Consider the following 19361-nt stretch of genomic DNA (forward strand, 5'->3'; position numbering starts at 1 on the left):
ACCGGCGGGAACACGGCCATGGTCACGTTGTGACGGTGCATTTGCGCGTAGGTGTATTCCGGCAGCCACAGGCTGTCATCGCGGATCAGCACGCTCGCGCCGTTGATCAGCGGGTGCATCCAGCCTTCGTGGGAGCCGTCGAAAGCGAAGGACATGAAGTGCAATTCGCAATCGGCCGGGCCGGTTTCGTAGCGTTCGCCGGTGGCGATGATATGCGCCACCAGCGGACCGTGGGCCACCGCCACGCCTTTCGGCATGCCCGTAGAGCCCGAGGTGTAGATCACGTAGGCGAGGTTGTCGCCGTCGAGATCAACCGACGGCGCAGTGTCGCTGAAGCCGCTCCAGGTTTCGGTGCGGTCGATGGCGAGCGTATCCAGGCCTTCGGCAATCGGCAGTTGCTGCTGCACGGCGGTATGGGTCAACAGCAGCTTGGCGCGGCTGTCCTGCATCATGTACAGCAGGCGATCACGCGGGTATTCGACGTCCAGCGGCACATACACGCCGCCAGCTTTCAGCACCGCAAGGAACGCCACCATGATCTCCGCACTGCGCGGCATGGCAATCGCCACGCGCACTTCCGGGCCAACACCCCGGGCGATCAACGCGTGGGCCAACTGGTTGGCCTGGCGGTCCAGCTCGCCGTAGGTCAGGGTTTGTGCGTCGAACTTGATCGCGACTGCCTGCGGGTTTTCCCGCGCACGCTCGGCGACCAACTCGTGTACCAGGCGCTGGGCCGGGAAGCCGGCGTCGGATTGATTCCACAACTGCAGGATGTGCCGCTGTTCATCCTCATCCAGCAGGTTCAACTGGCCGAGGGTCTGCTGCGGATCGGCGACCATCGCCTGCAACAGGTTCTGCCAGTGGCCGGCCATGCGTGCGATGGTCGCCGGGGCGAACAGGTCGGTGGCGTAGCTCAGGGACGCACGCAACAGCGTCTGGCTTTCCTCGACGTCCAGCGCCAGGTCGAATTGGGCGACGCCTTCATCCCAACTCAGGACCTCGACGTCAAGCTCGGTGAGGCGCTGCCAATGGCTATCGACCGACGTCACGCGGTGGTTGAACAACACCTGGAACAGCGGGCTGAGGCTCAGGCTGCGCTCGGGCTGCAAGGCCTCCACCAACTGCTCGAACGGCAGGTCCTGATGGGCCTGGGCCTCAAGGGAGCGTTGACGCGTCTGGTGCAGCAAATGCTCGACACTCATCTGCCCGTGGATATCGGCCTTGAGCACCTGGGTGTTGACGAAGAAGCCGATCAGCCCTTCGGTTTCCAGGCGATTGCGGTTGGCAATCGGCACGCCGACGCGCACGTCCTCCTGACCGCTGTAGCGGTGCAGCAAGGCCTGGTACGACGCCAGCAACACCATCGGCAACGTCACCCCGGTGCGCTGCGCCAGGCTGCGCAAACCGGCGAGCAACGGCGCCGCCAGCTCAATACCCAGGCGCGCGCCACGGTGGCTTTGCAGCGCTGGGCGCGGGTAGTCGACCGGCAATTCCAGCACCGGTTGCACACCGCCCAGTTGCTCACGCCAGTAAGCCAGTTGACGCGCGGTCTCACCGGCCTCCATCCATTGACGCTGCCACAGGGCGTAGTCGGCGTACTGGATCGGCAAGGCCGGCAGGTGCGGCGTGGTTCCCTGGCTGAACGCGGCGTAGAGCTGCACCAGTTCTTCGACCATCAGTTGCATCGACCAGCCATCCGAGACGATATGGTGCTGCACCAGCACCAGCACGTGGTCATCCTCAGCCAGGCGCAGCAACGTGACCCGCAGCAACGGCCCGCGCAGCAGGTCGAACGGACGCGCGACCTCGGCAGCGACCTGCGCCTTGAGCCCGGCTTCGTCGCTGTCGGCCTGGTCGACGTCGATCAGGCCCGATTCTTCAATCACTTGCCGTGTGCCGCTGGCGTCCTGATGCAGATGGGTGCGCAGGCTTTCGTGGCGCGCCAGCAAGGTGTCGAAACTGCGTTGCAGCGCCGCCAGGTCCAGCGTGCCTTTCAGGCGCAGGGCGCTGGGGATGTGGTACGCGGCGCTGTGCGGGTCGAGTTGCCAGAGGAACCATTGGCGTTCCTGGGCATAGGACAGTGGCAACGGTTGGGTGCGGTCGGCCTTGAGCATCGCCGGCGCAACCATGCCCTCCTCGCCCAGCGCCGCGACGAAGTCACCCAGCGCCGGGTGTTCGAACAGGGTCTTGAGCGCCACTTCCAGCGCCAGCGCCTGGCGGACCCGCGACACCACGCGGGTGGCCAGCAGCGAATGCCCGCCCAGCTCGAAGAAGTGGTCGTCAAGGCCGACCTGAGGTACGCCCAGCACCTCGGCCCAGATCGCCGCCACCTGCTGTTGGCGCAGTGTGACGGGGGCAACATGGCCTTTGAGCAACAGGCTGGCGTCCACGCTGGGCAGAGCCTTGCGGTCGAGCTTGCCGTTGGGGGTCAAGGGCAGGCTGTCGAGGCACATCAGGTACGCCGGCACCATGTAGTCCGGCAAACGCTCGCGCAAGGCGGCTTGGTAGACCTGCGGCGTCTGTGGGGCGGAGGTCACCAGATAGGCGATCAAGCGGTCGTTGTCGGCCAGCACCACGGCTTCGCGCACGCCGGGGTGTTCGCGCAGGCAGGCTTCGATTTCGCCCAGTTCGATACGGAACCCGCGCACCTTGACCTGCTGGTCGACCCGGCCGATGTACTCCACCACGCCGTGGTCGCGGTAGCGCGCCAGGTCACCGGTACGGTACAGGCGTTCGCCCGGTGCGCCATAAGGGTTGGGCACGAAGCGTTCGGCAGTGAGCGCCGGCCGTGCGTGGTAACCGCGCGCCAGGCCGACACCGCCGATCAGCAGCTCACCGGCCGCGCCCAACGGGCATGGGCTGAGCCCGGCGTTGAGGATGAACAACGCGGTATTGGCAATCGGCCGCCCGACAAAAGGCTGCGGCGCCAACAGCCGATGGGCCGCCGACCAGATGGTGGTTTCCGTGGGGCCATACAGGTTCCACACCGGGCCTTGCAGATCGAGCAGACGCTGGGCCAGGTCGGCCGGCAGCGCTTCGCCGCCGCACAGTGCCTTGATGCCATGCAGCCGCTCGGCACGCGGGCTGTCCAGCAGCATGCGCCAGGTTGACGGCGTGGCTTGCAGCACGTTGGCGCGCTGGTGGTGCGCCAGGTCGATAATCGCCTCCGGGTCGAGGGCCAGGGCCTGCTCGCTCAGCAACACCGTGGCGCCAACCGTCAGCGGCACGTACAGCTCCAGGGCGAAGATGTCGAACGAGAACGTGGTCAGCGACAGCACCCGCGCCTCCCGGCCGATGTCCAGGCTGGTGGCCATGCCGCTGGTGAAGCTGCACAGCCCGCGGTGGCGCACCATCACGCCCTTGGGCTGGCCGGTGGAGCCGGAGGTGTAGATCACGTAGGCCAGGTGTTCCGGACTGACGTCCACTTGCGGGTTGTGTTCGCCAGCGTCGCTGTCATCGACCAGCAGCACGTGCAGGCCTTGCGGTTGCGCCAGTCGGCCGATCAGCGCTGGCTGGGTCAGCAGCACCCGGGCGCGGCTGTCTTCGAGCATGAACGCCAGGCGCTCCGCCGGGAACTGCGGGTCGAGCGGCACGTAGGCGCCACCGGCCTTGAGGGTCGCCAGCAGGCCGACCGCCATGTCCAGGGAACGCTCCACATGCACCGCCACCAGCACGTCCGGGCCGACACCCGCCGCGATCAGGCGATGGGCCAGGCGATTGGCGCGGCGGTTGAGTTCGGCATAACTCAAGGCGTCGTCGTTGAATTGCACAGCGATGGCGTCGGGCTGGGCCAGGGCCTGCGCTTCGAACAGCTGATGCACACAGCGCTCGCGGGGGTAATCGAAGGCCGTGTGGTTCCACGCTTCGAGCATCTGCCGCCACTGCGGCGCGCTGAGCAGCGCCAGCTCGTCCAGGGGTTGGGAGGCATCGCGCACCACGGCGCGCAGCAGGTTCTGCCAATGCTCGGCCAAGCGCTCGATGGTCGCCGGTTCGAACAGGTCGGTGGCGTAGGTCAGTGCAGCCCAGAGGCCATCGGCCGACTCCTCGGTTTCCAGGTTGAGGTCGAACTGGGTGCTGTGGCCGGCCCAATCCACCGGTTGCAGGTCCAGGCCAGGCAACTGCAGCGGGCCGGCGCGCAGGTTGTCCTGATGATTGAACATCACTTGGAACAACGGGTTATGGCTGAGGCTGCGTTCCGGTTGCAGCGCTTCCACCAGTTGTTCGAAGGGCAAGTCCTGATGGGCCTGGGCCTCCACCGCACGTTGCTTGACCTGGGCCAGCAAGCGGTCGAAGCCCATCTGCCCATGCAGCTCGGCCTGCAGCACCTGGGTGTTGACGAAGAAGCCGATCAGCCGCTCGGTTTCCAGGCGATTGCGGTTGGCGATCGGCACCCCGACACGGATCGCGGACTGGCCGCTGTAGCGAAACAGCAAGGTCTGGAACGCGGCGAGCAGCAGCATGAACAGGGTCACGTCCTGACGCTGGGCGAGGGCCTTGAGTTCAGCGACCAGCGCGGCGTCCAGATGCAGTTGTCGGCGCGCGCCGCGATGGCTTTGCAGCGCCGGACGCGGGTGGTCCAGGGGCAGCTCCAGCAGCGGATGTTCGCTGCCCAGGCGGGCGCACCAATAATCGAGTTGGCGCTGTTTCTCCCCGGAGGCCATCCACTCGCGTTGCCACAGGGCATAGTCGGCATAGTGCAGCGGCAACGCCGGCAACGGCGCCTGGCCCTGATACAGGGCCAGCAGTTCGTCGACCATCACCTGCATCGACCCACCATCGGAGATGATGTGGTGCTGGGTGATTACCAGCACGTGGTGCTCCGCTTCGACGTGCAGCAACGTGACGCGCATCAGCGGGCCGTTGACCAGGTCGAACGGGCGCTGGATCTCCTGCGCCACCGTCGCTTCGATCGCGGCTGCGGCGATGTGCTGATGCGCCAGTGCAATCGCCAGGTGGGGGTGGATCACCTGCCAGGTCTGCTCGCCCTCCTCCACGAAGGTGGTGCGCAGCGGTTCATGGCGCTGCACCAGGGCGTGGAAAGCGTGTTCCAGCGCAGCGATATCCAACGGGCCGCGCAGGTGCAGTGCGGCGGGGACGTGATAGGCGGCGCTGGTCGGGTCCAGTTGCCAGAGGAACCATTGGCGCTCCTGGGCGAACGACAACGCCAACGGCCGGTCACGCCCGGCCGCCTGCAGCGTCGGTGCCGTGTCGCCCTGCACGCCGGCGCACGCGGCCGCGAAGGCCTCCAGCGTCGGCTGCTCGAACAGCGCGCGCAACGGCACTTCCAGCTTGAGGTCATGGCGCACGCGGGAGATCACCTGGGTGGCCAGCAACGAATGGCCGCCGCGCTCGAAGAAATGGTCATCGAGCCCCACGCGCTCGACCTGCAACACCGCTTGCCAGATCGCTGCCAACCGGATCGCCAGCGGGCTGTGCGGGGCGCGGTGGGCCTGTCGGGGCTGGTTCAGGTCCGGTGCCGGCAGTGCGCGGCGGTCCAGCTTGCCGTTGTTGTTCAACGGCAAGGCATCGAGCACCACCCACTGCACCGGCACCATGTAGTCGGGCAACACACGGTGCAAGGTCGCCGCCAGCGCCTGGGTGTCCAGGCGCTGGCCCTGGGTCGGCACCACGTAGGCCACCAATTGCGCACCCACAGCGCCCGGCTGCGCGATGACTGCCGCCTCACGCACCTGCGGCAAGCCTTGCAGGCTGGCCTCGATTTCGCCGATTTCGATACGGAAACCGCGAATCTTCACCTGATGATCGATGCGCCCGACGTACTCCAACGCACCGGCCTGGTTGTAACGGGCCAGGTCGCCACTGCGGTAGAGCCGCGCCCCCGGCACGGCGGAAAACGGGTCCGGCAGGAAGCGCTCGGCCGTCAGCGCCGGGCGGTCGAAATAACGCTGGGCCAGGCCGTACTCGGCACCGATGCACAGCTCGCCGACGCCCTCGGTGGCCAGCAGCTCGAACGCACTGTCGAGCACATACAGCGAACGGCCTTCGATGGCCTGGCCGATGGGCACGCCGAACGCGTCACTGGCATCCAGCAACTGGCAGTCATGCACGCTGGACACCACCGTGGCCTCGGTCGGCCCATAGGTGTTGACCAGCCGCACGTGGCCCAGGCCGGCGGCGTGCCAGGCGCGCAGGCCTTCCACCGACATGGCTTCGCCGCCCACATGCACCTGGCGCAGATTGCCCAGGGCGCGGTGTTCGACCGCACATTCCTTGGCCAGCAGGTACCAGTACGCCGCCGGCAAGTCAGCGAGGGTCACGCCCTGCTCGACGATTTCCCGCGCCAGTTGCCCGGCGTCCCACAGTTCATCGCCACGCATGATCAACGCAGCGCCTATACACAGCGGCGGGTAGCACTGCTCGACAAAGCCGTCGAAGCTGAACGTGGCGAACTGCAGTACACGGTCCGCTGCACACAGCCGGCTGTAGACCGCGGCGCTGTCGCAGAACTGGCCGAGGGCGGCGTGATCGATGGCCACGCCCTTGGGTTGGCCGGTGGAGCCGGAGGTGTAGATCACGTAGGCCAGGTCGGCGGCGCCCACGTGGCTGGGCGGATTGGCGCGCGGGTAAGCGGCCAACTCAGCGCCGGATGCGCTGAAGTCCACACGGATCAGACCTTGCGGCAGCGGCAGGTCGGCGAGCAGCCCGGTTTCGCTGAGCAGCAGGTCCACACGACTGTCCGCCAGCATGTAGGCCAGGCGTTCGTTGGGGTATTTCGGGTCCAGCGGCACATAGGCGGCGCCGCTTTTAAGTACCGCCAGCAGACTGACGATCAACTGCGGGCCACGTCGGCAGGCCAGGCCCACGCGCTGCCCAGGCCCCACGCCCAGCGCCAGCAGGCGATGGGCCAGGCGGTTGGCGTGGTCGTTGAGCTGGGCATAGCTCAAGCGCGCTTCGCCGGCCTGCACCGCCAGCGCATCCGGGGTGGCGGCGGCCTGGGCGGCAATGCGTTGATGCACGTGCAGCTCACGTAGGGCCGCGCCGGGTGCCCGGCCCAGGGCGAGCATGTCGCGCTGCGTGGTGGGGTCGAGCAGGCGCAAGTTGCCGAGCGGCGCCTGCGCATCGACGAGCAGTTGCACCAGCAGGTGCTGCAGGTTGGCGCTCAATCGCGCGACCTGATCGGCACTGAAACGCGCGCGGTCGTAGCTCCATTCCAGGCGCAGGCTGGCCCCCAGCTCAATCCCCAGGGTCAGCGGGTAGTGGGTGCGTTCATGGTTGTGCAAGCGGCCAAAGGTCAGGCCTGCGGGCGCGCCCTGTTTCAGGGCTTCGGCCACCGGGAAGTTTTCGAACACCAGCAAGGTGTCGAACAACGCGCCCTGCTGGCCCGCCCAGCCCTGGATGTCGTAGAGCGGCACATGTTCGTGATCGCGCAGGCTCAGGTTCAGCGCTTGCAGCTCGCTGAGCCAGCACGCGGCCGATTGGGCCGGCGCGGCCACGCAGACGAGCGGCAAGGTGTTGATAAACAGGCCCAGTTGCTGCTCGATCCCCGGCAGCGGCGCCGAACGCCCGGCGACGGTGGCACCGAACGCCACGCAATCCTGGCCGGTGTAGCGCTGCAGCAACAGGCTCCACGCCCCTTGCAGCAAGGTGTTGAGGGTGATTTTCTGGCGGCGGGCAAACTCGCCGAGCGCTTGGGTGAAGTCGCTGTCGAGCACCACCTGATGGTCGGCCATCCCTGTGGCGTGGGCCGGCACACGCAGCGCCTCCGCCAGCAAGGTGGGCGCTTGCAACGGCGCCAGCGTGGCTTTCCAGAAGGCTTCGCCCGACCCTTGTTGTTGCAGCCAACCCAGATAATCGCGGAACTGTCCCAGCGGTGCCGGCACGGTATGGCCGGCATAGTGGGCGATGACTTCGCCCAGCAATTGGGCGTTGCTCCAGCCATCCATCAGGATGTGGTGGCTGGTGAAAATCAGCTGCCAGGTCGCGCCGGCACCGCGTACCAGCAACAGGCGAAACAGCGGCGCCGCGTCGAGCGCGAAGCCCTTGTCGCGCTCGGCTGCGGCGAGGGCCTCGACGTCGGCGTCGGGGTCTTCGATGACTTGCAACGGCAAGTCGACCTGCCGCTGGATCAACTGATGGGCACTGTCCAGGCCCAGCCAGTGGAAGCTGCTGCGCAGGATGTCATGCCGCTGCAGCGCGGCCTGCCAGGCGCGACCGAACGCCAAAAGATCGAGGCCGCCGATGTCCAGGCGCAACTGGTTGATATAGGCCTGGGCCTCGGGCTCGTACAGGCTGTGGAACAGCATGCCCTGCTGCATCGGCGACAGCGGGTAGAGATCGGCAATGGCCGGTCCCGCGACGGGCAGCCCATCCAACTGGCGCTGGGTCAGACGCGCCAACGGGAAGTCCGACGGGGTGACCTGCCCTGCCGGCGTGGCACAACAATGCACGATCAGGGCCTTGAGTTCCGCCGCATAGTCATCCGCCAGGCGCTGGATCGTCGACACCTCGAACATCTCACGGCTGAAGCCCCACTGCAGGGTCAATTCCCCACCGTACACCTGGCCTTCCAGCGTCAACCAGTTGGCCAGCGGCGCTTCGGGGTCCTGGGCCTGACCGCTGCCCCCGGTGGCCGGCACGAACAGCGCCGATTGGTTGAACTGGCGATCGAATTGGCCCAGGTAGTTGAAGGTGATGCGCGGCGCGGCAAGGCTTGATAGGGCTTCGCGGGCGTCCGGTGTGCCGAGGTAACGCAACAGGCCGTAGCCGATGCCTTTATCGGGCACGCCCCGCAGTTGCTCCTTGACCGACTTGATCGCATCCGCCAACCCGCCCTCGGCCTGCAGGCGCAGCGGGAACAGGCTGGTGAACCAACCGACGGTACGGCTCAGGTCGACATTGTCGAACAGGTCTTCACGGCCATGGCCTTCCAGCTGGATCAGCGCAGCCGTCTGGCCGCTCCACCGGCAGATCACCCGCACCAATGCGCTCAGCAGCAGGTCGTTGACCTGGGTGCGATAGGCGGCCGGGGCGTCTTGCAGCAGTTGACGGGTGTGTTCGGCGTCAAGGCGGATTTCCAGCTTGGCGCCCAGGCGATTTTGCAGGCCGCCTTGCGGGTTGTCGCAAGGCAAATCGGCGTCGGCCGTCTGCGCCTGCCAGTACGCCAGTTGCGCGTTGAGGGTCTGTGCATGGGCCTGCAACTGCCGGGCCCACACTTGGTAGGCGCAGGTCTTGGCCGGCAGCGGCGCAGCGCCGTAGGCCTGTTGCAGGTCTTCGAGCAGGATGCGCCAGGACACGCCGTCCACCACCAGGTGATGGACCACCAGCAACAGGCGCTGGGTGCCGTCGGCCATGCTCACCAGAACGGCGCGCAGCAGCGGGCCTTGTTCAAGATCGAGGCTGCGCTGGGCCGCCTCGCAGAGTGCGGCCAGTTCTGTGTCGTCGCTGGCGTGGGATTGCCACAATCCGGGCGCGGCGATCGGCGCGGCATGGGTTTGCTGCCAGCCTTCGGCCTGCTCGACAAAACGCAGGCGCAAAGCGTCGTGATGATTGATCACCTGGGTCAAGGCCGCGTCGAGACGCGCAGGCTCCAGGGCTTCACGCGGGATCAACAGCAACGACTGGTTCCAATGTTCGCGCACCGGGATGGCCTGGGCGAAGAAGCTCTGCTGCACCGGAGTCAGCATCACCTCACCGCTGACCGGGCCCTGGTCGACGCTCGCGGCCTGCTCGAAGGTCGCCACCAACGCCAGGCTGCGCACGCTCTGGTACTGGAACAGGTCGCGCGGGCTGAGGCGAATGCCTGCCTGGCGCGCGCGGCTGACCACTTGGATGGAGATGATCGAATCGCCGCCCAGCTCGAAAAAATTGTCGTCCAGGCCGACCTGCGGGATGCCGAGCACATCGCCCCAGATTGCGGCCAGCGCCTGCTGCACGGGGCTTTGCGGGGCGCTATAGGCCTGCTGCGCGGCGGCGTCCGGCACTGGCAGCGCTTTGCGATCCAGCTTGCCATTGGCGGTCACCGGCAATTGATCCAGGTGCAGCATATGGGTCGGCACCATGTACTCCGGCAGGCTGCCGAGCAGCCACGCCTTGAGGTCGGTGGGCGCTTCGCCTTCCAACACCAGGTAGGCCACCAGGTGCTTGCCGCCCTGCACCAGCACCACCGCCTCACGCACGCCGGGATGCTGCAGCAGGCGCGTCTCGATTTCGCCCAGTTCGATGCGCAGACCGCGCAGTTTGACCTGATGATCGAGACGGCCGAGGTACTCGATCACGCCGTCGGCCCGCTGGCGCACGCGGTCGCCAGTGCGGTACACACGTGCGCCGTCAGCGAACGGGCTGGGCACGAAACGCTCGGCGGTCAGGGCCGCACGCCGGTGGTAACTGCGCGCCAGGCCGCTGCCGCCCAGGTAGAGCTCGCCGGAGACGCCGGCCGGCACCGGGTTGAGCTGGGCGTCGAGCACGTAGGTGTGGAGGTTGGCGATCGGGCGGCCGATGGGCACGCTGTCGGCGCCTTCATCGACACAGCTCCAGTGGGTCACGTCGATGGCCGCTTCGGTCGGGCCATAGAGGTTGAACAGAGCGGCCCGTGGCAGTTTGGCGAACACTTGGCTCTGCGCATCCAACGGCAAGGCCTCGCCGCTGCAGACGATGCGCTTGAGGCCAGTGCAGGCCTGCACGCCCGGCTCATGGATAAACGCCTGGAGCATCGATGGCACGAAATGCACGGTGGTGATCGCGTGTCGGCCAATGGTCGCAATCAGGCGCGCCGGCTCGCGGTGTTCGCCAGGGGCCGCGACCACCAGGCGCGCACCGGTCATCAACGGCCAGAAGAACTCCCACACCGACACGTCGAAGCTGAACGGGGTTTTCTGCAGCACCGCATCGCTGGCCTCCAGCGTGTAGGCCTGTTGCATCCAGCACAGGCGGTTGACCAGCGCGCGATGGCTGTTGCCGGCGCCCTTGGGTTGGCCGGTGGAGCCGGAGGTGTAGATCACATACGCGAGGTTCAGCCCGTGAATCGCCACGGCGGGCGCTTCGCAGCTGTAGCCATCGAGCCACAGCGCGGGCGCGTCCAGGGCAATCACCTGGACAGCCGCGACCGGCAGCGACGGCAGCAGGCTTTGCTGGCTGAGCAGCAGCTGGATGCCGCTGTCTTCGATCATGTAGGCCAGGCGTTCCGGGGGATATTCGGGGTCGAGCGGGACATAGGCAGCGCCGGCTTTGAGAATCCCCAGCAGGCCGACCACCATTTCGATCGAGCGCTCGATGCAAAGACCCACCAAGGCATCGGGGCCAACCCCCTGTTCGCGCAAGGCATGGGCCAGTTGGTTGGCGCGGGCGTCGAGCTGGGCGTAGGTCAGCGTGGTCGCACCGAACACCAGCGCCGGCGCCTCCGGCGTGGCGCGCACCTGGTCTTCGATCAACTGATGAATGCCGCGCTCGCTCGGATAGGCCTGCGCGGTCTGGTTCCAGGCGCTCACCAGGACCTGCTGTTCATCGGCGGCGAGCATCGGCAACTCACCGACGCGCTGCTCGCCATCGGCGACCATGGCCTGCAACAGGCTGATCCAGTGCCGTGCCATGCGTGCGATGGATGGCGCGTCGAACAGGTCGTTGGCATAGGTCAGCGCGGCATGCAGGGTGCCGGACTGTTCGTAGGTGTCGAGGGTCAGGTCGAACTGGGTGGTGCGGCCCTGCCACTCCACCGCGGCCAGTTCCAGGCCGGAGGCCGTGCGGATCGAGGCGATGTCGGCCACCACCGGCTGGTGGTTGTACATCACCTGGAACAACGGCGTATGGCTCAGGCTGCGCTCGACGTTCAGCGCTTCCACCAGGCGTTCGAAGGGCAAGTCCTGATGGGCCTGGGCGCCCAGGGCATGCTCCTTGATGGCATGCAGCAGCTCGCTGACGCGGGTTTGCCCGGTCAGTTCGGTGCGCAGCACTTGGGTGTTGACGAAGAAACCGATCAGCCCTTCGACTTCGGTCCGGTTGCGGTTGGCGATCGGCACGCCGACGCGGATGTCGCCCTGGCCGGTGTAGCGATGCAGCAGCACATTGAACGCACCGAGCAGCAGCATGAACAGCGTGACGTTGTGTGTTTGCGCGCAGCTGCGCAGTTGCGCGGCCAGATCCGGATCGATCGCGAAGGTGTGGCGCGTGCCCCTGTAGCTGGGCATGGCCGGGCGTGGGCGGTCGCTGGGCAATTCCAGAACCGGATGCTCATCACCCAGCCGCGCTTGCCAGTATTCCAGCTGACGCGCCTGCTCCCCAGCTTCCAGCCAGCGGCGTTGCCACAGGGCATAGTCGCTGTACTGGATCGGCAGCGCCGGCAGTTGCGGCGCCTCGTTGCGCTCATGCGCGTCGTAGAAACGGATGAACTCGTCGATCAAGACGTTCATCGACCAGCCATCGGAGACGATGTGGTGCAGGGTCAGCAGCAGCACGTGTTCCTGCTCGTCGAGTTTCAACAGCTGCACGCGCAGCAGCGGACCGTGCTCCAGATCGAACGGCAGCAGCGACTGGCGGGTGGCCGCGGCGTTGACGGCCTGCTCGCGCTCGGCGGGGGCCAGGTCGCTCAGGTCGTGCTGCTCGATCGCCAGCGCCGGCTGTGCCGCCACCTGCGCCAGGCGCTCGTCGGCCTGGCGCTGGAACACCGTGCGCAGGGTTTCGTGACGCTCGACCAGGCTGGCGAACGCCTGCTGCATCGCGCCAAGGTTCAGCGCGCCCTTGAGCCGCACGGCGCCCGGCAGGTTGTAGGCGCCGCTGGCCGGGTCCAACTGCCAGAGAAACCACATGCGTTGCTGTGCGTAGGACAGCGCATCGCGGTCCTCCACATCCACCCCGGCAGGAATCGGAAACCGCGAAAAATCCACCCCTTCCTTCTGCAACGCCTGGAGGAACAGCTGGCGTTTTTCCAGGGGCAACCCGATAAACCGGCGAGCAAGTTTCAAGGAGTCTTCAGCATTCATTTCTTGGAGTCCGGAGCAATAGGCGGGAAGCACAAAGGCACGTCGTCCCTATAAAACGAACCGGAGAGGGAAAAATTAGCGGGGGGATGGGAGGCTGTTGACTGCGAGGAATACGGGCTGCCGGGAAATGCCCTACACGAAACCCGTATGCAACTGATACTTCTTGAAGCGCTTCGGGCCTAGGTTAAACGGCGCCAGATCCTAAGAACCATTACGCACAGGAGCAGCGGCTCAATGAATCGCCGACTTAAATACAAGGGTCATACCGGCTCAATAGAAACCAGCGTCGAAGACAACTGCCTGTTTGGGAGGCTTTTGAACATCGACTCACTGGTCAGTTATGAAGGGCAAACCGAAGAGGAACTGGAGGCCGCCTTTCGCCAGGCGGTGGATGACCTCCTCAGCGGTGAGTGCATCGCTCATCCGTCACCCTAACCGCCGATACCCCAACACCGCCGAACCCAACACCACCGCCCCCGCCGCCAGCGCCACCCAGAACCCGCTGGCCGCGCCGAAGTGGTCGATCATCCAGCCGGAGCTGGCGGCGCCGATGGCCACGCCGATGCTCAGGCCGGTGATCAGCCAGGTCATGCCTTCGGTCAAGCGGCTCGGTGGCACGATCCGCTCCACCAGGGCCATGGACACGATCAGGGTCGGGGCGAAGAACAGCCCGGAGATGAAGATCGCCACGGCCAGGCCGGGGATGTTGGTGACCAGCAGCAATGGCAAGGTGGTCAGCGCCGTGGCGACACCACAGCACAGGAACTGCCGGGGCAACGGCGCCTTGAGTTTCAACGTACCGAACGCCAACCCCGCCAGGCACGAACCGATGGCATACACCGACAACACAATGCTCGCCGCCGCCGGTTGGCCCTGGTGCTGGGCGAAAGCGACGCTGACCACATCCACCACCCCGACAATCACGCCCATGGCCAGCAGCAGGATCATCAGGATCAACACCGAGGGCGAAGCGATCAGCCAGCGTCCGTGATGATCATGGCGCTCATGCACGGGCGGCTCGGTCTGGCGTTGCATCACGAACACCGTGACACCGACCGCCAACAGCAACGCCGCCAGCAAAGGCCCGGCCTCGGGAAACAGCACCACGCACAACCCCACCGAAATCGGCGGGCCGATGATAAAGCACACCTCATCGAGCACCGACTCCAGGGCAAACGCGGTCTGGAGCTTGGGCTGGCCGCGGTACAGCTCGGTCCAGCGCGCCCGGACCATGGCTGACATGTTGGGCATGCAACCGGCCAGCGCGGCGAACACGAACAACGCCCAGTTCGGCGCCTGCAAACGCGTACACAACAACAGCAACAACAACGCACCGCCGCCGATCAGCGCGGCGATCGGCAGTACCCTGCCCTGGCTGTAGCGGTCAACCAGCCGCGATACCTGCGGCGCGCAAAATGCCGTAGCCAAGGCAAACACCGCCGCCACCGAGCCGGCCAGACCGTAGCCGCCATGCACCTGCGAGAGCATGGTGATCAAGCCGATGCCAGTCATGGAGATGGGCATGCGCGCGAGCATGCCGGCCAGTACGAACGCCCGGGCGCCGGGCGCCTGGAACAACTCGGCGTAGGGGTTTGCCATGATTGAAACGCCTTCTTTCCTTGATTTGCGCAACCTTTTATCACACCAACCGTGTGATCGGCTTGTGCCGCCACACCATCCGGTAGTACGCGGTCTGCAACGCCAGCATCGCCAGGTATGTCACCGGAAATGCCATCCACACCCCTTCCAGGCCGTACCGCGCATTGAGCAGGTAGGCCACCGGCAATTCCACGCCGAGCACACAGAAGATCGAAATCGCCACCGGGATCAGCACCACGCCGCTGGCGCGCATGATCCCGCCTATCACGGCCTGGAAGCCGAACACCAGGATGCTCCACAGCATGATATGCAGCAGGTGTTCGGCCTTGATCCGCGCGGCGTCGTCGGTGATGAACAGGCCGAGCAACCAGGGCGACAACAGGTAGCCGAGCAGGATCAGGCCGCCGGTCAGGCAGGTATTGATCAGCAACCCGGTGCGCAGGATCGGCCCGATCCGTTCCAGGCGCCCGGCACCGATGGCCTGGGCGCCGAGGATCGACGCGGTGATGGCAATCGACAGTGCCGGAAACTGCACGTAGTTGACGATCTGCGTCACCGCGCCATAGGCCGCCGTTGCCTGGGAACCGTGGTGGTTGACCAAGGCCAGGATGACCAATTCGGATAATGACAGCACCACCATCTGTAGCCCGGTGGGCAGCCCGATGCGCAGGACTTTGCCGAGAATCACCCGGTCCAGCCGCAAGGCCGCGAGCAATGCGCGGTCCGGCGCCATCACGTGGTTTTTATGCCGCAGGCGCAGCACCAGAAACAGCATCGCCGCGGCGTTGCCCACCAGGCCGGCATACACCGCACTCTGGATGCCCATGGGCGGCAGGCCGATCCAGCCGCGGATCAGCGCCGGCGTCAGCAGCAGACCGACGAATGTCGAGACCATCAGCGCCAGCAGCGGCGAAATCGTGTCGCTGACGCCGCGCAGCAACTGGGTATAGAGGATAAACACCAACAACAGCGGCATGATCAGCATCATCACCTGGGCATAACCTACCGCGTCATCCAGCACATCCAGCGGCGTGCCCAGCGCCAGTAACGCCGGACGCGCAAACAGGCTGCCAAGCACCGCTGCCACCAAACCCACCAGCGCGCCAAGGGTCAGGGTGGCGCCGGTGATCGCCTTGACCATCGAGGTTTCCCGGGCTCCCCAGGCCTGGCCGATCAACACCGAGGCCCCCGCCCCCAGGCCGATCACCAGGGCGATAAAGAAAAACACGATGGGGAACATCCCCGACACCGCCGCCAACGCCTGGGTACCGAGCATTTGCCCGACATAGATGCCATTGAGCGTGCCGGAAAAGCTCTGCAGAAAGTTGGACAGCACCATCGGTGCGAGGAAGATCAGGTAGATCTGCCACAGCGGGCGTTGTTGGGTCACTTCCATGGTAGTTCGAGTCCCTGGATGATGATCAGGCAGTGAAAGCGTTGCGCGACAGCCAGGCCAGGTACGTCTGCACGTCCACCGGCCAGAGCGCGATCTTGTTGGAAAAGTCTGCGGCGTTGTGGGCAAACAGCGCCCGCGAGGCCTCTTCGAAACCCGGCAGGTCACCGCCGATGGCGCTCATGAAGCGATAGCTGGCCTCTTTGGCCTGGCGCATTTGATCACGACTGGCATGGGCATTGCGCGCTTCATCCACCAAGCGCCGCAACGCAGCCGACGCACCGCCACGCTGCTGGCTCAACCACTCCCAATGGCGCGGTAGCAAAGTCACTTCGCGGGCGACCACGCCCAGCTTGGGGCGCCCGACCGCAGGGGACGTCGGCGGCTCATCTGGTGCCTCTGCGGGCGCGGGCAGCTCGGGTGCATAACCCGGGGGCCAAGGGTAATCGACCTGGGTGCCGGTGGCATCGTCGAATACCAGGAAGCTGCCGGCCGGCAGATCAAGGTCTGCCAACGCCTGGGCAACGTGGGCATAGGGACCGTCCGCCACACGTCGGTGGTGAACGAAAGCGGTGCAACGAGGGGGATGTTGAGAATCCATGATTTATACCCGGGTAGTATTTGTTTTACCCGGGTTATATTAGAGGGGAATTTTCAGACTGCAAGTCTTATTGCGCAGAACTACCCAGCGTATGCGTTACCTCGCGGTTTTTCCGTGGCCGTCATGGGGCAATTGCCCGACCGGGCAGGCGGCGACGCCCACGGTGCCGCGGGTGATTTTCTCCACGTTCTCCTGGGCTTTTTGCGCATCGAGCACCCAGGTGCGGTAGAACTCGAACGGGCAATCGGCCACGCCCTTGTCGCCATCGCCCGAAGCATGCATACCGGTGTAGCCGCGGTGCAGCAGCTTGAACAGGTGGTTTTGCGACTGATCATTGGCCCGCGCATCGCGGATCTGCGACACCGATAGCTGGGCGTACTGGATGCCCATCTCCTCTTCGCCGCATTCGCCTAGCGTGCGCCCGTCAAAACCGATGATCGCCGAGTGACCGAAGTACGAATACACGCCATCGAACCCGGCGGCGTTGGCCACCGCCACGTAGCAGTTATTGGCCCAGGCCATGCTCTTGGACATCAGCACCTGCTGCTCCTTGGCCGGGTACATATAGCCCTGGCAGCGCACGATCAACTCGGCGCCCTTCATCGCGCAATCGCGCCAGATCTCCGGATAGTTGCCGTCATCGCAGATGATCAGGCTGATCTGCATGCCTTTGGGCCCATCGCAGACGTAGGTGCGGTCGCCCGGGTACCAGCCTTCGATGGGGCACCAGGGAATGCACTTGCGATAACGCTGCACGATCTCGCCGAGGTTATTGATCAGCACCAGGGTGTTATAGGGCGCCTTGTGCGGATGCTCTTCGTGGCGCTCGCCGGTCAGCGAAAACACGCCCCAGGTGTTGGCCTGGCGACAGGCGGCGGAAAAGATCGCGGTCTCTTCGCCGGGGATGCTTGCGGCGGTGGCCATCATCTCGTCGTGGTCGTACATGATGCCCATGGTGCTGTATTCCGGGAACACCACCAGGTCCATGCCCGGCAGGCCCTGCTTCATGCCGAGGATCATCTCGGCAATCTTCTTCGCATTCTCGATGACCTCGGCCTTGCTGTGCAGGCGCGGCATCTTGTAGTTCACCACCGCGACACCGACGGTGTCCGGGCTGCTGGAAATATCGCCATGACGCATTGCAATGCTCCTGGTCTAGTGACTGATCATCCACGGCCGTGGACCGGTCTTGGTCTTGAGGCCCAGCGGGTTGGCCTTGCTCGGCAGCACCTTTTTGCTGGTGCCGCAGCAACTGCAACCGGCCGGATGGCGACGGTTTTCCTGGTACTCGCCGACCGTTTGCGGCGCGTTGGCGCTGCGCTCGTTGCCGGCGATGGCCTTGCGCTGGTTGGTCGACAGCAACTGCAAGGCCGGGGCCGACACCTGCAACGGCCCTCCCGGCCCGGCGCAGTACGGGCACTGGCTGGGTTCGTTGCGCTGGGCGATCGGCCGCAACATCGTGAACGTGCCGCACGCCTCGCAGGCGTATTCGTAGGTCGGCATGGCTACAGGTCCGGTGCGATGGGCAGGTCGACGCTGCCGTCGAGGAACTTGGTGGGGCCGTTGGCGTTGGGGTTGATGTCGAACTCGAAGATTTCCGTAGGCAGCCACAAGGTCGCGCACGCATTCGGAATATCCACCACACCGCTGATATGCCCTTGTACCGGTGCCGAGCCGAGCAGCGCATAGCCCTGGGCCGGTGAGTAGCCGAACTTGGTCAGGTAGTTGATCGCATTCAGGCACGCCTGGCGGTAGGCGATGTTGACGTCCAGGTAGTGCTGCTGGCCCTGCTCGTCCACCGAGATGCCTTCGAAGATCAGGTAATTCTTGTAGTTCGGCGTGATCGGGCTCGGCTTGAACACCGGGTTCTTGATCCCGTACTTGGCCATGCCGCCCTTGATCAGCTCGACCTTCATATGCACCCAGCCGGCCATTTCGATGGCGCCGCAAAAGGTGATTTCGCCGTCGCCCTGGCTGAAGTGCAAGTCGCCCACCGACAGCCCGGCGCCCTTGACATAGACCGGGAAGAAGATCTTCGAGCCGCGGGACAAATCCTTGATATCGCAGTTACCGCCATGCTCACGCGGCGGCACGGTGCGCGCGCCGGTGGCGGCGGCATCGTCGCGGGCCTGGCCCTTGAGCTTGCCCATGTGCGCGGTGGCGGCCAGCGGCGCGTTGGCCAGCGGCGGGACACGGGTCGGGTTGGTGTCGATCAGTTCCTGTTCGCGACGGTTCCAGTCGGCGAGCATCACCGGGTCCGGCAGGCAGCCGATCAGGCCAGGGTGGATCAGGCCGGCGAAGTTCACCCCTGGAATGTGCCGCGAGCTGGTGAACATGCCCTTGAAATCCCAGATCGCCTTTTGCGCACTGGGGAAGTGATCGGTGAGAAAGCCACCGCCGTTCTGCCGCGAGAAAAAGCCGTTGAAGCCCCACTGCGAATCGGCCTTGGCGCCGATGTCGAGCAGGTCCACCACCAGCAAATCGCCCGGCTCGGCGCCGTGTACACCCACCGGGCCGGACAGGTAATGCACGGTGGACAGGTCCACATCGCGCACGTCGCTGGCGTCGTCGTTGTTCTTGATCGCGCCGGCGGTCCAGTCGTAGGTTTCGAGGATGAAGTCATCGCCCGGCTTGACCCAGCAGGCCATCGGGATATCCGGGTGCCAACGGTTGTGGATCTGCTCGTTTTCGGTGACGGGTTGGTTGAGGTCGACTTTGATCAGCGTTTCGGTCATGGACTGGCTCCTGGACGGATGGCTTGTGGCGTTGAAACCAGTCTCGTGGAGCGAGGTAAAACGGGAAATACGTTGGATGACGTATGGCTCTGCCAGAGAGT

General features: G+C 65.4%; 8 protein-coding genes. 1 reads left to right on the plus strand and 7 read right to left on the minus strand.

Annotated features, from left to right (window positions below):
• Positions 1-12932: non-ribosomal peptide synthase/polyketide synthase (locus tag C8K66_RS26555; protein ID WP_108526437.1), on the minus strand; the 12932-nt coding region annotated here is incomplete at its 3' end.
• 234 nt (positions 12933-13166) lie between these two features.
• Here C8K66_RS26555 and C8K66_RS26560 point away from each other — a divergent pair.
• Entirely contained in the window at positions 13167-13367 is a 201-nt protein-coding gene (locus tag C8K66_RS26560) for a hypothetical protein (protein WP_108526439.1), read from the plus strand.
• Here the strand turns inward: C8K66_RS26560 and C8K66_RS26565 are convergent.
• The 6 genes from C8K66_RS26565 to fmdA form a co-directional block, all read right to left on the minus strand.
• Positions 13359-14531 (minus strand): MFS transporter, encoded by a 1173-nt coding sequence (locus C8K66_RS26565; RefSeq protein WP_046383747.1) that lies wholly within the window; start codon positions 14529-14531, stop codon positions 13359-13361. The two genes, C8K66_RS26560 and C8K66_RS26565, sit on opposite strands and share 9 nt — an antisense overlap.
• A 40-nt stretch (positions 14532-14571) precedes the next feature.
• Positions 14572-15927: an MATE family efflux transporter gene (locus C8K66_RS26570; RefSeq protein ID WP_108526441.1), complete on the minus strand. Its 1356-nt coding sequence runs from the start codon at positions 15925-15927 to the stop codon at positions 14572-14574.
• 25 nt (positions 15928-15952) lie between these two features.
• On the minus strand, positions 15953-16525 hold the full coding sequence (locus tag C8K66_RS26575; RefSeq protein WP_057004783.1) for a DUF2239 family protein: 573 nt from the start codon (positions 16523-16525) through the stop codon (positions 15953-15955).
• A 96-nt stretch (positions 16526-16621) separates the two neighbouring features.
• Positions 16622-17665, minus strand: coding sequence for an aliphatic amidase (locus C8K66_RS26580; RefSeq protein ID WP_046383750.1), 1044 nt, complete (start codon positions 17663-17665; stop codon positions 16622-16624).
• Between the two features lie 15 nt (positions 17666-17680).
• Complete coding sequence (locus C8K66_RS26585; protein ID WP_046383751.1) at positions 17681-18028, minus strand: zinc ribbon domain-containing protein; 348 nt, start codon at positions 18026-18028, stop codon at positions 17681-17683.
• A 2-nt stretch (positions 18029-18030) separates the two neighbouring features.
• Positions 18031-19260, minus strand: coding sequence for a formamidase (fmdA, locus tag C8K66_RS26590; protein ID WP_046383752.1), 1230 nt, complete (start codon positions 19258-19260; stop codon positions 18031-18033).
• Positions 19261-19361: the final 101 nt, after the last annotated feature.

Origin of the sequence: Pseudomonas sp. GV105, assembly GCF_003058185.1 — a bacterium.
In the GTDB taxonomy this organism is placed as follows: Bacteria; Pseudomonadota; Gammaproteobacteria; order Pseudomonadales; family Pseudomonadaceae; genus Aquipseudomonas; species Aquipseudomonas veronii.